Genomic DNA, 12544 nt, shown 5'->3' with positions numbered 1-12544 from the left:
TGGCGACGATGACCGCAATCAACCAGACCTCGCTCGTCGCCATTTCCGCAATCGTCTTCCTCGGCGTGACGCTCCTCAGCGGACCTCAGGTCGGCGACTGGATGTTCCGTATCTCGACGCTGATGATGCTCGCGATCAGCTGGAACCTCATGGCGAATGCCGGCCTGATCTCTCTCGGCCACTCCGCCTTCTGGGGCGTTGGAAGCTATGCGGCGATACTCAGCGCCAACGCCTGGGGCCTGCCGATCTATCTCAGCCTGATCGTCTCCATGGTCTTCGGCAGCCTGCTCGGTCTCTTTCTCGCGGTTGCCACCGGCCGGCTGCGCGGAATCTTCTTCGCGATCTCGACCCTGGCGCTCTCTGAAGGCCTGCGGATATCGGCCTTCATGATGCCGGAAATAACCAACGGTGCCGTTGGTCTCTTCCTTAACCAGGCGCTGCGGCCGTCGACGACCTCGCTCTATATGGTCGGATGCGTCGGTGCCGTGATCGCGGTGGTCATCTCCGTCGTTCTGTCGCGCTCGCGCTTTCACTTCGCATGCCGGGCGATGCGCAACAACGAGCCGGCCGCCCAGATGCTCGGCATCCGGCCATACACCTACCGGATGGTGCTGCTGGCCATCTCCGGGGCCATGGCCTCCTGCGCCGGCGGCATAAATGCATGGTATGGCGGCTATCTCGATCCCGAGGTCGCGTTCACCCTGCATTTCACCATCCTGTCGCAGATCGCTCCCATCCTCGGCGGCGTGCATACGCTGGTCGGGCCGATCATCGGTTCCTTTGCGATCGTCGGTCTCGCCGAAGCCTCCCGCATCCTCTTCGGCCAGCAGGAAGGCTTCAGCCAGCTGATCTACGGCCTGGTCCTGATCGTGGGCATCCTGTTCATGCCGGCGGGAATCTGGGGCGCCGTGCGCAGCGTCCTCAATCGTTCGGCCACGCGCAAGCGCCGGGAGGCCGCACTGGAATCCGCCGCCGGGCGGGCGGAGGTGAAAGGATGAGCGCGCTGTTATCCATCCGCAACCTGAAAGCCGGATATGGCGGTGCGATCGCTCTCTCGGACATCAGCATCGATGTGGCGGAAGGGGAGGTCGTCTGCCTGCTCGGCTCCAACGGCGCGGGAAAGACGACGACCATGTCGGTGCTCACTGGCCTCATCCCGGCCATGGCCGGCACGGCGGTATTCGCCGGCAAGGATCTGCTGGCGATGTCCACCCATGAAAGGGTCGAGGCCGGCCTCGCCCTTTCCCCGGAGGGCCGCAAGGTGTTTCCGAACCTGACAGTCGAGGAGAACCTCGTCCTCGGTTCGTACAACACCCGCGCCCGCGAAAGGCGGGCGGCCAGGCTGGAGGAGGTCTATTCCCTCTTCCCGCGCCTCGTCGAGCGCCGTTCCCAGAAGGCGGGGCTGATGTCGGGCGGCGAACAGCAGATGCTCGCCATCGGCCGTGCGCTGATGGCGGGCCCGAAGTTGCTGCTGCTGGACGAGCCGTCGCTGGGTCTCGCGCCCAAGATCGTGCAGCTCGTCTTCGCGGCGATCAGGGAGGTCGCCAAGTCCAAGACGACGATCCTGCTTGTCGAGCAGAACACGCGAGCCGCGCTCAGCGTGGCGGACCGGGGCTATGTCATCTCGCACGGAACGATCGTCTACGCGGCGCCGACCTCCGAATTGCGTGAATCGCAGCTTGTCCGCGAGGCCTTCATCGGAAGCGATACCAAGACCCGTCAAGGGGAGCGTGGCGATGCTTGAGATCAAGGGATTGACGAAGCGTTTTGGCGGTCTGTTCGCTGTCAATAATCTCAATCAATTCGTCGAGGAGAAGGAGTTCCTGGGGATCATCGGCCCCAATGGAGCCGGCAAGACAACGCTGCTCAATCTCATTACGGGATATCTCACGCCCACGGAGGGAACGATTTCCTTCAGGGGACGGGAGATCAACGGCACGCCGCCTTACCGGATGTGTCGCATGGGCATCGGCCGCACCTTCCAGGTAGTGCGGCCATTCGCCGAGATGACCGTGCTGGACAATGTGGCCACCGGGGCTCTGTTTGCGCGGCCGGAACGGCACAGCGTCGCGGAAGGTCGGCGTCTTGCCCAGCGTCCGCTCGAGCTTACCGGTCTGTGGGAGCTGCGCGATCTGCCGGCATCGGCGCTTACGATCGGCAACAAGAAGAAGCTCGAACTCGCGCGCGCACTCGCGACCGGACCGCAGCTCCTGCTGCTCGACGAGGTGATGGCGGGGCTTACGCGCGGCGAGATCGATGAGCTGATCGTCGTGCTGAGACATATCCATGCCGACGGCGTGACGATCTGCATGATCGAGCATCTCGTCCATGTCATCATGCAGCTTTCGCAACGGGTGATGGTGTTGAACTTCGGCGAGAAAATCGTCGACGGATCGCCTCAAGAGGTCATCTCGAATCCGCTTGTCATCGAATCGTACCTCGGCAAGGAGATCGAGGAGGGTTCCGATGCCGCTTGAGGCCATCGCTCCGGCGCTGATGGACCTGTTTCGCGAAACGCGCGGCGATGGCCCGCCGATGCTGCTTTTTCATGGCGGCACCGGTTCGCACCGGCATTTTGCGCGCAACGTGCCGGCGCTTGCTGCGCATTTCCGGGTGCTGGCATTCGATCTGCCCGGCTACGGGTTGTCGCCGGATGTACCGGAAGGCATGTCGCCGGACGACTATCTCGACTGGATCGCCTCCCAAGCGGCCGCAGTCCCCGGGGAACTTCATCTCGTGGGATTCAGCTTCGGCGGAGCCGTTGCCTCGGCGACGGCCCGCCGGCTGGGCGAAAGGGTAAAACGCGTCACGCTCATCGGGCCCGGCGGCTTCGGGGAGCCGGTCGGACGGTCCATCAAGCTGGAACCCATGCCGCGTGGCGCGGCGACCGAGGACGAGATAAGGAAGGTGGTCGCCCACAATCTCGGCGTCTGGATGATGGCGAAAACCCCTGACCCGTCCGATGACGCAGTGGACATTCAGCTCGCCAACATCCGCGGTTCGCGGTTCGACAGCCGCTGCGTGAGCTTCCGTTTCTCGACGCCGCCCGACCTCGCGCGGACGACGGCTCCGGTCCAGATCATCTGGGGCGAGAACGACCGGATCGCTTATCCGTCCGTAGCCGCTCGCGCGGAGCAGTGTCGCTCGGTCCGGCCCGACATTCGCATCGATATCGTGCCCGGCGCGGGGCACTGGACGCAGTTCGAGGCTGCCGAGGCGGTAAACGCGCTGATTTCAGATTTCCATACCAGGGAGCTTCGCCGATGAGCTATCAGACCATACGCGTCGAACGGGATGCGGCCGCCGTGATCATAATGTTCAATCGCCCGGAACGCCGCAACGCGGTCAGTACGCAGGCAATGTCGGAAATCATCGCTGCCTGCCGCGAGGCCGAGGCCGACGACAATGTCCGCGCCGTCATCCTAACCGGCGGCGACGCCTATTTTTCCGCCGGCGCCGATCTCAACGAGGCCCGGGCAATCAAGGGTGCGGCTGACGGCGTGGCCTACTTCAACAAATGGCACGCGCTCAACGAGGCGCTCGAGACGTTGCACAAGCCGGTCATCGCCGCCATCGAGGGGTTCTGCATGACGGGTGGCCTCGAACTCGCGCTCGCCTGCGATCTGAGGGTCGCCGCGGAGGGCTCCAGCTTCGCGATCACGTCGTCCAAGATCGGCACGGTCGCAGGTGCAGGCGGCACGCAGCGGCTGCCCCGCATCGTAGGGCCCGCCCGCGCGCTCGAGATTATGTTCGCGGCCGAGCCCATCGACGCCGCGGAGGCCTTTCGGATCGGGCTGATCAATCGTCTGACGCCGAAGGGCGGGGCCCTGGCCGAGGCCAAGGCCATGGTGAAGGTCTACGAGCAGCGCGCGCCTCTTTCCCTCGCCTTCGTCAAGCGGGCGGTTCACCGCGGCATGCAGATGGACCTCGCCTCGTCCATCGAGTTCGAGACCTTCCTCGTCACGACGATCTACGGCACGGAGGACCGGCTCGAGGGGATCGGCGCCTTCCTGGAAAAGCGGCCGGCCAGCTTCCGGGGACGCTAGGTCATGACGGGTCGGGTTTCGGATGCGGGTCTGCCGCTCGATGGCGTGCGGGTGCTGGATTTCAGCCGGCTTCTCCCCGGTCCGTGGGCGACGCAGATGCTTGCGGACATGGGCGCGGACGTCATCAAGGTCGAGCATGTGGAAGGCGGCGATCCCAGCCGCCACAATCCGCCCATGGCCGGCGACACCAGCGTCTATTTCCGTTCAGTGAATGGCGGCAAACGCTCTCTGGCTCTCGACCTCCGCGCTGAGCGGTCCAAGGCGGTCATCCGCCGGCTGTTCGAACTCAGCGACATCGTCTTTGAATCGTTCAGCGTCGGCACCGCCGACCGGCTTGGAGTGGGCTATCAGGATGCCCGCGCCTTGCGACCGGACGTCATCTACTGCTCCATCTCCGGCTATGGTCAGGACGGGCCCCGTTCCAGCGTGCCAGGGCATGATCTCATCATTCAGGCAACCAGCGGCATCCTCTCGCCGCAGCCGGGCTCGCTGCCGCATTTCCAGGCGGGCGACTATTCTGCCGCGTCCATGGCGACGATCGCCGTTCTGGCCGCGCTGCGCCAACGAGACGCAAGCGGAGAGGGGCGTCATCTCGACATCTCCATGGCGGACAGCCTGGTTGCGATGGGCGCGATCGCGCTCGGGCCGGGCCTCGCCCGCGCGGCGGGCTTTCCGGGAGAGCCGAGGATCGAGGTTTGGGGCGCCAATCCCCGCTATGCCATCTATCCGACCGTCGACGGCCGCACCGTGGCGATGTGCCTTCTCGAGGCGCGCCTGTGGCGGGCATTCTGCGAGGCGATCGGCCGGCCTGATCTTGCTTCCGAAGTCGAACGTCCCGAACAGCGCCATTCGAGCCATGGCGCGCGAGGCGATGAGTTCCGTTCGGTGATAGCATCATGGTGCGCCGCCAGAACCGCCGCCGAAATCGACGCCGTCATGGGGTCGCTCGGCCTGCCCGTCGCGGCGGTCGCCACCGCCGACGAGGCGGTCTCCGACCCGCACAACAGGCAGCGCGGCATCATCGCGCAGGACGACGCCGGGAGCACGCCGGTCCTTGCTAACCCGCTTGCACGGGCGGGGCTGGCCCGCCCGGAGCGCAGCGCAGCCCCCACGCTGGGCGAGCACAACGACGCAATCCTGGCCGAGCTCGGCCTCAACAACGAACGCGGACGCATCGCCCCGTCGCGGGGCGAGGACGCGAGAACGGGATCGTAATGGATTTCAATTTCTCCGAGGAACAGAACATCCTCAGGGATCAGGTTCGGTCCCTGGCGGAAAGGGAGCTCGCGGCCGGCGCGCTGGAGCGGGCCCACAGCAACGACTATCCATGGGATGTCGCCCGGCTCCTGGCCCGGAACGGCCTGCTCGGGATAACCATCGATCCGGCCGACGGCGGCCAGGGCGGGTCGCTGACCGATGCCGTCATCGCGATCGAACAGATAGCCTCGGTCTGCCCCCGCAGCGCGGATGTGATCCAGGCCGGAAACTTCGGCGCGATCCGCGTCCTTTCCCAATTCGGCAGCCCTTCTCAGAAGGAGCGCTTTCTCAAGCCGCTGCTGACCGGAGAAGAAGTCATTTCGGTCGCGATGACCGAGGGCGACGCGGGCTCGGCGGTGACTGAACTCACTACCACGGCCACTCCGGACGGCGACGGCTATCTCGTCAACGGTTCGAAGGTCTTCACCACGCACGGCGTTCACGCCACGATGTTTCTCGTCTATGTGCGCTTCGGTCCCGGCATCGACGGCATAGGCTCGGTGATCGTCAGGCGGGGGGCCGAAGGCTTCAGCTTCGGCAAGCGCTCGCGCTTCCTGTCGGGAGAAGACTGGAACAGCCTCTATTTCGAGAACGTCCGGGTTCCGGGGGAAGACGTCGTGCTTGGCCCGGGGGGATTCAAGAAGCAGATCTCGGCGTTCAACGTCGAGCGCCTGGGCAACAGTTCGCGCGCGCTGGCGCTGGGCCGGCACGCATACGAAATCGCGCGCGGGCATGCGCTGGTGCGCAAGCAGTTCGGCCGTCAGCTCGCGGAATTCCAGGGCCTGCAATGGAAATTCGCCAACATGAAGATCCAGCTCGACGCGGCTCAGTTGCTGCTTTATCGCGCGGCCGCGAACGCCGACCGCGGCCTGCCTTCGCCAGAGGAGACGGCCATCGCCAAGGTTGCGTGCAACCGCGCGGGCTTCGAGGCGGCCAATGAGGCGATGCAGATTCTCGGCGGCCTTGGCTACAGCGAGGAAACGCTTGTCGAATACTGCTTCCGACGCACCCGCGGCTGGATGATCGCGGGCGGAACGGTCGAGATACTCCTCAACCGCATTGCCGAACACGTCTTCGAAAGGAGCTTCCCGCAGCGTCTGCCGCGGGTGGAGGAAAACAGGGCATGAAAATGGACGGCGGCGTGGCGGGCGCCCTCTTTTCCCCCCGCAGCATAGCCCTCGTGGGAGCGTCTTCGGACCCTTCCAAGCATACGTCGCTGCCGTTGCAGTACCTGGCACAGCACGGCTATACGGGTCGTGTCTTTCCGATCAATCCGAACAGGCAGACGATCGGCGATCTTCCCTGTCACCCCAGCGTGGCGGCTGTCGGCGAATCGATCGATCAGGCCTTCATCATGGTGCCTGCGCCCATGGTTCCCGCAGCCATTCGCGATTGCGCGTCCGCGGGCGTCCGCGTCGCCGTCATCCTTAGCGCCGGCTTCAGCGAGGTTGGAGAGCAAGGTCAGCGACTGCAGGAAGAGATGCTGGCCGAGGCGCGTCGAGGCGGCGTCCGCCTTGTCGGACCGAACAGCCTCGGGATGGTCAACTTCGTCGACGGCGTCGCCGTCACCGCCAACGAGGTCTTTTCGATACCCGCGCTGCCGAAGGGCCGCCTGGCCCTGGTAACGCAAAGCGGAAGCCTGCTTGGAGCGCTGGTTTCCCGGGCGGCCGGCCGCTCGATCGGCTTTTCCAAGATGGTGTCGGTCGGCAACGAGGCCGATCTGGGCGTCGGCGAGATCGGCGCCATGCTCGTGGAGGACGAGGACACCGACGCGATCCTCCTTTTCCTGGAGACGGTGCGCGATGCCGATTGCATGCGTGCAATGGCGATACGCGCCCACGAGAAGGGCAAGCCGATCATCGCATTCAGGCTGGGGCGCAGCGCGGTCGGAGAAAAGCTCGCGATGTCGCACACGGGCGCGCTGTCCTCCGACGGCGCGGCCATCGACGCCTTCCTCGCCGATATCGGCATCATTCGGGTTGATCAGATCGAAACGCTGCTGGAAGCGCCGGCGCTCGTCACCGGATGCAAGCCGGCGCGCGGCGGCCGCGTCGCCGTGATGAGCACGACGGGCGGCGGCGGCGGCCTCGTGGTGGATGCGCTCGCGGAGCGCGACGTCGATGTGGTCGCTCCGGACCAGGCCTTCATCGACCTCGTCGCCGGGCGGGGCGTCACGATCTCGGATTCGCCCCTGATCGATCTCACGCTCGCCGGCGCCCGGGCCGATCGCTATGGCGCGGTCCTGGAAGCCCTCCTCGATTCATCCCATTGCGACGCAGTGGTTGCCGTGGTGGGTTCTTCGGCGGAGTTTCGCCCCGATCGGGCCGTGCAGCCGATCATCGACCTCTCGCACCGCATCGACAAGCCGCTTGCCGTGTTCATAACGCCTCAGGCCGAAGAGTCGCATCGCAGGCTCAGGGCTGCCGGCGTAGCGACATTCCGGTCTCCGGAGACCTGTGCGGACGCGTTGTCGGCCGCCTTGCGGCGGCGCCCGCCGGTGGTGCGGGCCCGGAAGGGCGATGCGGTCCCGATGCCAGACCTTTCCGGGTTCGGCGCGGGGCAGCTGCCCCTGGAGACATCGCTGGAAGTGGCCGACGCCTTTGGCGCGCCACCGCCTGTAGGCGTCACGATCCCCGCAAGGGACGCCTATGTGGCGCAGGACATCCCGGCCCGCCTCTCATACCCCGCGGTGGCAAAGATCGTTTCACCCGACATACCCCACAAGACGGAAGCCGGTGGGGTGGTCATCGGCGCGCGAAGCGCGGCCGAGCTCGCGGAAGCCTGCAGCGCCATGGTGCGGCGCGTGAGGCAGCGACGGCCCGACGCGGTTCTGGACGCGGTGAGGATCGAGGCGCAGGAAACCGGCCTGGCGGAAGCCATCGTCGGCTTCAGGGTCGATCCCGCCGTCGGACCGATCGTCACGGTCGGCGCCGGCGGCGTGCTTGCCGAGATCTACCGCGACATCGTGCTGAGGCCGGCCCCGGTCGACCGGCGGGAAGCGATGGAGATGATCGGCGAGGTGCGCGCATTCGCGGCGATACGAGGCTATCGTTCGTTGCCGCTTGGCGACGTCGAGGCGCTGGCAGCGGTGGTGGCGTCGATGTCGCGTCTGGCATGCGTCGAGAACGCGCGGGTGATCGAGGCCGAAATCAATCCCGTCCTGGTCAAGCCGGAAGGCGAGGGAGTCGTCGCTCTCGATGCGCTCGTCGTGATCGGAGATCCCGCGCCATGAGCGTCGCTTCCGGCAGCCCGACACAGCAATTGGCCGCGTTCAGCGCCGGCCTGCGGTATGAGCACCTGTCGCAGGACGAGAGGCGCAGTTGCGCACGACACCTCCTTGATACGGTCGGCGCCTGTGTGGCCGGCGTCTCCAGCGATGTTTCGCGGATCGCCGCCGGCTTCGCCCGTGACATTGTCGGCTCCGGCCGCGTTGCGGTTCCAGGACGGCGGGAGCGCTATGACAGCCTAACGGCGGCGTGGCTCGGCGGCGCTGCCGCCCACGGCCTCGAGGTGGACGATGGCTATCGCGCCGGCTCGGTGCATCCCGGCTGCGTCGTCGTTCCCGCGCTTCTCGCCGCTGCCGCCGGCAGCGATGTCGACGGGCGCAAGCTGATGACGGCGCTTGCCGTCGGCTATGAGGTTTCGACCCGGCTCGCCGAAGCCATTCACCCCGCGTCTCGAGAGCGAGGTTTCCACAACACCCCGATCGTCGGCGTTTTCGCGGCGGCATGTGCCGTCGGCTCGCTTCGCGGACAGGACGCGCCGACGATAGAGCAGGCGATGGGCATTGCCGCGAGTTCGGCCGCCGGTCTTTTCGCCTTTCTCGAAGGCGGCGGCGAGATCAAGCGGCTCCACGCAGGATTGGCAGCGCGCGAAGGGCTGATGGCTGCGTTGCTGGCCGAGCGCGGCATGACTGGCCCGCGCCGCGTGATCGAGGGACAGGACGGCTTTTTCCAGGCCTATTCGGGACAGCCTGTTGCAGCGTCTTTCGCCGACGAAATATGGCCCCGTGCGGGTGCGACGCCTCTGAACGTCACGCGCTGCTACATGAAGCCCTACGCCTGCTGCCGTCACATCCATCCCGCAATCGATGCCGTTCTGGATGTGATGACCTCGGAATCCGTCGAGGCGGAAGCGATTGCAGAAGTCCGCTCCGCCACCTACGAGATCGCCGCCAAGCATGCCAGGGGCGGGTGGAACGACATGGCCTCGGCTCAACTGAGCTATCAGTTCTGTGTCGCCACCGCGATGAGGCACGGCAAGGTGACGGTGGAGGCGTTCGGCGCGGCAGCGCGGGCCGATCCGAAGACCAACGCCTTCGCCCGGCTGGTAAGCGTATCGGTCGATGCGGAGTGCCAGGCGACCTACCCGTCGCTGAGGTCTGCGCGCGTCACCGTCATCCTCAAGGACGGGCGTGCGTTCGAACGCTTCGTCGACGAGCCCAGCGGTTCCGCTCGGCACCCTCTTTCCGACGAGGCGGTTGCGGCCAAGTTCATGGATCTCGCCTCGCCGGTGCTGGGCGAGGCGCGAAGCCGCGCCGCCGCCGAAGCGCTGCTGAACATCCGCCTCACGCCACGCATCGACGAACTTCTTCCGCTCCTCGAACCTGCGACGGAGGGAGCATGAAGGCCCGGCCCGTCTACCTGATGCTGGTCGTGCTCGCCGCGACCACCGGCATGCAGACCCTGGCGGCCAACAGCCTGTTCATCATGCCTGCGATCGCGCCGGAGATTGCAGCTTCCATCGCCGTTCCGGCTGCCTTGATCGGCTATCAGGTCAGCGTCGTCTATCTCGGCGCTATGGCCATGTCGGTGATCGCTGGATCACTGTCGACCATGTGGGGGCCGGTCCGCACCGCCCAGTCGGGGCTTCTTCTCGGCGTCATTGGGCTCGTGCTGGCCACCACCCCTCATCTGATGGCGCTCGTGGTGGCGTCGCTGCTCATCGGCATGGGCTACGGCCTCATCAACCCGCCGTCCGTCAACATGCTCGATATCGTCGCGACGCCGCGCAACAAGGGCACGTTGTTCTCGATCAAGCAGACCGCCGTGCCGCTCGGCGGGATTGTCGCGGGGCTGGTGGGCCCGCCCGTGACGCTCGAATATGGCTGGCGCGCCGCGCTCGTCGTTTGCGCCTGCCTGTCTCTCGTCATGATGTTTCTCGTTCAGCCGCTCGCCCCCCGCTTCGACGCAAGGCGCGACCGCACGGTTCAGCTGACAAAGAACCCTTTTCGCGATCTCTCCCTCGTGTGGAGCCACCCGATCCTGCGCTGGATAACCCTGTCGGCCTTCTTCTTCGCCGCGGTGCAGTTCACGCTGACGACCTATCTCGTCACGCTTCTGGTCGAGGACGTGCAACTCGGCCTCGTGGCCGCAGGCATAGCTCTTTCGGTGTTTCAGCTTGCGGCGGTGTTCGGCCGATTGGCGTGGGGAGCGCTTGCCGATCTTACCGGAGCGGGCTTGCGCGTGCTCTTTACCGCCTATTGCCTGGCGCTCGCGAGCATCCTGCCGCTCATCTTCATGACCCGTGCATGGGCGATCGCCTTCATCTATCTCGTGCTGAGTCTGCTCGGCGTTGCCGGAGCCGGCTGGAACGGCGTGTTCGTTGGCGAGACCGTGCATCTGGCGCCTCCGGAATCGGGCGGCCGCGCGATCGGCGGAGCGTTTGCCTTTACCTTCGCCGGCGCGCTGCTCGGACCGAGCGCCTTCGCGATCGCGCACAGCCAGATCGGCCTCTACACCCATACCGCAGTGCTCATCGCCGCCTTCGCAGCGGCAGGGTGCCTGTGTTGCGCGCTTGCGCTGCATAGGGTTGGGGCCCGCAATCGAACCTGTGGAGGAGAAAGCCGATGACGAGTCCAAAAGACCGATCGAGAAGCCTGGCCGAGGAGCTGACCGCGCTGCGATACGCCGATCTATCGGAGCAGGACGTCGAGCAGACGCAGAAGCTGATCCTCGACTACATGGGCGTCGCCTTCGGCGGCTGCGACCTGCCTTGGGCGAGGGCGCTACGCGAATGGGCCGGACGTTTCGAGGCGACGGGAAGAGCGGGTGTCCTCGGCTCGCGCATGCGTGTCAGCGCCCATATCGCGGCCCTCGTCAACGGAGCGACCGCTCACGGTTACGAACTCGACGACACCCATGACGCATCGACCAGCCATCCGGGCGGCGTGGTGATCAGCGCGGCGTTCGCCGCCGCTGCCCAGTCGGGCGCCGGCGGCGAGGATCTGCTGGCCGCCATCGTCGCCGGCTATGAGGCGATGGCGCGGATCGGCATGGCTGCAAACGCGCCCGAAGGGATGGAAGCGGGTTTTCATCCGACGGCCATCCTCGGCGGCTTCGGCGCTGCCGCCGCGGCGGCGCGGCTCTACGAGCTCGGAGCCGAGGGCATGCTTACAGCGTGGGGGCATACGCTTTCCCTGACCGGCGGCTCGATGCAGTTTTCCGACGAGCCCACCGGCACGATGGTGAAGCGGTGTCATGCGGGTTACGCGGCGATGAACGGCGTGCTTGCAGCCGAGCTGGCCGCGGCGGGCCTCAGCGCGCCGCAGCGCGCGCTCGACGGCAAGTATGGCTATATCCGCCTCTACGGACGACATCCCGCCGCGGAAAAGCTTGAAAAGGCCGCTGGCGCTCCGCTCGAGATCAACCGGATCAGCCTCAAGCCCTATTCGTGCTGCCGCCTGTTCCACTCGCTGATCGACGGGCTGGGCGAGGTCACCGACGGCTATGCTGCCGATGTCGACGGCATCCGCAGCATCCACGTGCGGGGGCCCCAAGCCATCCCGGACCAGCACATGCTTCGCCGGCCAAGCTCCGTGATGGCGGCGCAGTACAGCCTGCCTTTCGTGGTTGGCGCCACCCTTGTCTTCGGCCCGAGGCGCTACGATGCCTATCGTGAGGATCGCCTCGATCATCCCGGCATCCTTGCCGTGGCGGATAGGGTCGAAGCCAGCGCCGACGCGGAGATAGAGCGTCATTTCCCAGAGCATTTTGGCACGGCCGTCGACATGACTTTCGCCGACGGGACGACGCGCTCGGCCACGGTGCTGGACAGCATCGGAACGCCGGCACGCCCGATGTCAATCGAAGACGTCAAGGCCAAGGCGAGCGGCCTCATCGCTGCGGTGGATCGGGAATTCGACGTCGATCGGCTCCATGACGCGGTTGTCGGGCTCGGGCGTGACGGCCGCGGTTCTGTGGAAGACCTCGTCATGACCGACAAGCGAAATCCCGGCTGAT

Annotated in this window: 11 protein-coding genes; all 11 read left to right on the top strand. The window is 66.0% G+C overall.

The window, feature by feature from the left end:
- The first annotated feature begins 8 nt into the window (after positions 1-8).
- From V1479_RS14395 to V1479_RS14345, 11 genes are read left to right on the top strand one after another with little or no spacing between them, the layout of a single operon-like run.
- Positions 9-998, top strand: coding sequence for a branched-chain amino acid ABC transporter permease (locus tag V1479_RS14395; protein WP_368803502.1), 990 nt, complete (start codon positions 9-11; stop codon positions 996-998).
- On the top strand, positions 995-1744 hold the full coding sequence (locus tag V1479_RS14390) for an ABC transporter ATP-binding protein (protein WP_368803501.1): 750 nt from the start codon (positions 995-997) through the stop codon (positions 1742-1744). Before V1479_RS14395 ends, V1479_RS14390 begins: the two co-directional genes overlap by 4 nt.
- Positions 1737-2477 (top strand): ABC transporter ATP-binding protein, encoded by a 741-nt coding sequence (locus V1479_RS14385; protein ID WP_368803499.1) that lies wholly within the window; start codon positions 1737-1739, stop codon positions 2475-2477. The genes V1479_RS14390 and V1479_RS14385 overlap by 8 nt, the downstream gene beginning before the upstream one ends.
- Positions 2467-3267: an alpha/beta fold hydrolase gene (locus V1479_RS14380; RefSeq protein ID WP_368803498.1), complete on the top strand. Its 801-nt coding sequence runs from the start codon at positions 2467-2469 to the stop codon at positions 3265-3267. The genes V1479_RS14385 and V1479_RS14380 overlap by 11 nt, the downstream gene beginning before the upstream one ends.
- A complete protein-coding gene (locus V1479_RS14375) occupies positions 3264-4046 on the top strand; it encodes an enoyl-CoA hydratase/isomerase family protein (RefSeq protein WP_368803496.1) in 783 nt (260 codons plus the stop codon). The genes V1479_RS14380 and V1479_RS14375 overlap by 4 nt, the downstream gene beginning before the upstream one ends.
- A 3-nt stretch (positions 4047-4049) precedes the next feature.
- Entirely contained in the window at positions 4050-5261 is a 1212-nt protein-coding gene (locus V1479_RS14370) for a CaiB/BaiF CoA transferase family protein (RefSeq protein ID WP_368803494.1), read from the top strand.
- Positions 5261-6430 (top strand): acyl-CoA dehydrogenase family protein, encoded by a 1170-nt coding sequence (locus tag V1479_RS14365; protein WP_368803493.1) that lies wholly within the window; start codon positions 5261-5263, stop codon positions 6428-6430. Before V1479_RS14370 ends, V1479_RS14365 begins: the two co-directional genes overlap by 1 nt.
- On the top strand, positions 6427-8535 hold the full coding sequence (locus V1479_RS14360) for an acetate--CoA ligase family protein (RefSeq protein ID WP_368803492.1): 2109 nt from the start codon (positions 6427-6429) through the stop codon (positions 8533-8535). Before V1479_RS14365 ends, V1479_RS14360 begins: the two co-directional genes overlap by 4 nt.
- Entirely contained in the window at positions 8532-9929 is a 1398-nt protein-coding gene (locus V1479_RS14355; RefSeq protein ID WP_368803490.1) for an MmgE/PrpD family protein, read from the top strand. The genes V1479_RS14360 and V1479_RS14355 overlap by 4 nt, the downstream gene beginning before the upstream one ends.
- On the top strand, positions 9926-11155 hold the full coding sequence (locus V1479_RS14350) for an MFS transporter (protein ID WP_368803489.1): 1230 nt from the start codon (positions 9926-9928) through the stop codon (positions 11153-11155). The genes V1479_RS14355 and V1479_RS14350 overlap by 4 nt, the downstream gene beginning before the upstream one ends.
- Entirely contained in the window at positions 11152-12543 is a 1392-nt protein-coding gene (locus V1479_RS14345; RefSeq protein WP_368803488.1) for an MmgE/PrpD family protein, read from the top strand. Before V1479_RS14350 ends, V1479_RS14345 begins: the two co-directional genes overlap by 4 nt.
- Position 12544: the final 1 nt, after the last annotated feature.

Source organism: Neoaquamicrobium sediminum, from assembly GCF_040970315.1.
GTDB lineage: Bacteria > Pseudomonadota > Alphaproteobacteria > Rhizobiales > Rhizobiaceae > Aerobium > Aerobium sediminum.
Note: the sequence above shows the minus strand (reverse complement) of the source record. Positions and strands in the feature narration are given on the sequence as shown.

Bases quoted from the DNA above. Each gene is read 5' to 3' on its own strand.
- V1479_RS14390 (WP_368803501.1), top strand. From the start codon at position 995: ATGAGCGCGCTGTTATCCATCCGCAACCTGAAAGCCGGATATGGCGGT.
- V1479_RS14360 (WP_368803492.1), top strand. From the start codon at position 6,427: ATGAAAATGGACGGCGGCGTGGCGGGCGCCCTCTTTTCCCCCCGCAGC.
- V1479_RS14375 (WP_368803496.1), top strand. From the start codon at position 3,264: ATGAGCTATCAGACCATACGCGTCGAACGGGATGCGGCCGCCGTGATC.
- V1479_RS14395 (WP_368803502.1), top strand. From the start codon at position 9: ATGACCGCAATCAACCAGACCTCGCTCGTCGCCATTTCCGCAATCGTC.
- V1479_RS14350 (WP_368803489.1), top strand. From the start codon at position 9,926: ATGAAGGCCCGGCCCGTCTACCTGATGCTGGTCGTGCTCGCCGCGACC.
- V1479_RS14370 (WP_368803494.1), top strand. From the start codon at position 4,050: ATGACGGGTCGGGTTTCGGATGCGGGTCTGCCGCTCGATGGCGTGCGG.
- V1479_RS14365 (WP_368803493.1), top strand. From the start codon at position 5,261: ATGGATTTCAATTTCTCCGAGGAACAGAACATCCTCAGGGATCAGGTT.
- V1479_RS14345 (WP_368803488.1), top strand. From the start codon at position 11,152: ATGACGAGTCCAAAAGACCGATCGAGAAGCCTGGCCGAGGAGCTGACC.
- V1479_RS14380 (WP_368803498.1), top strand. From the start codon at position 2,467: ATGCCGCTTGAGGCCATCGCTCCGGCGCTGATGGACCTGTTTCGCGAA.
- V1479_RS14385 (WP_368803499.1), top strand. From the start codon at position 1,737: ATGCTTGAGATCAAGGGATTGACGAAGCGTTTTGGCGGTCTGTTCGCT.
- V1479_RS14355 (WP_368803490.1), top strand. From the start codon at position 8,532: ATGAGCGTCGCTTCCGGCAGCCCGACACAGCAATTGGCCGCGTTCAGC.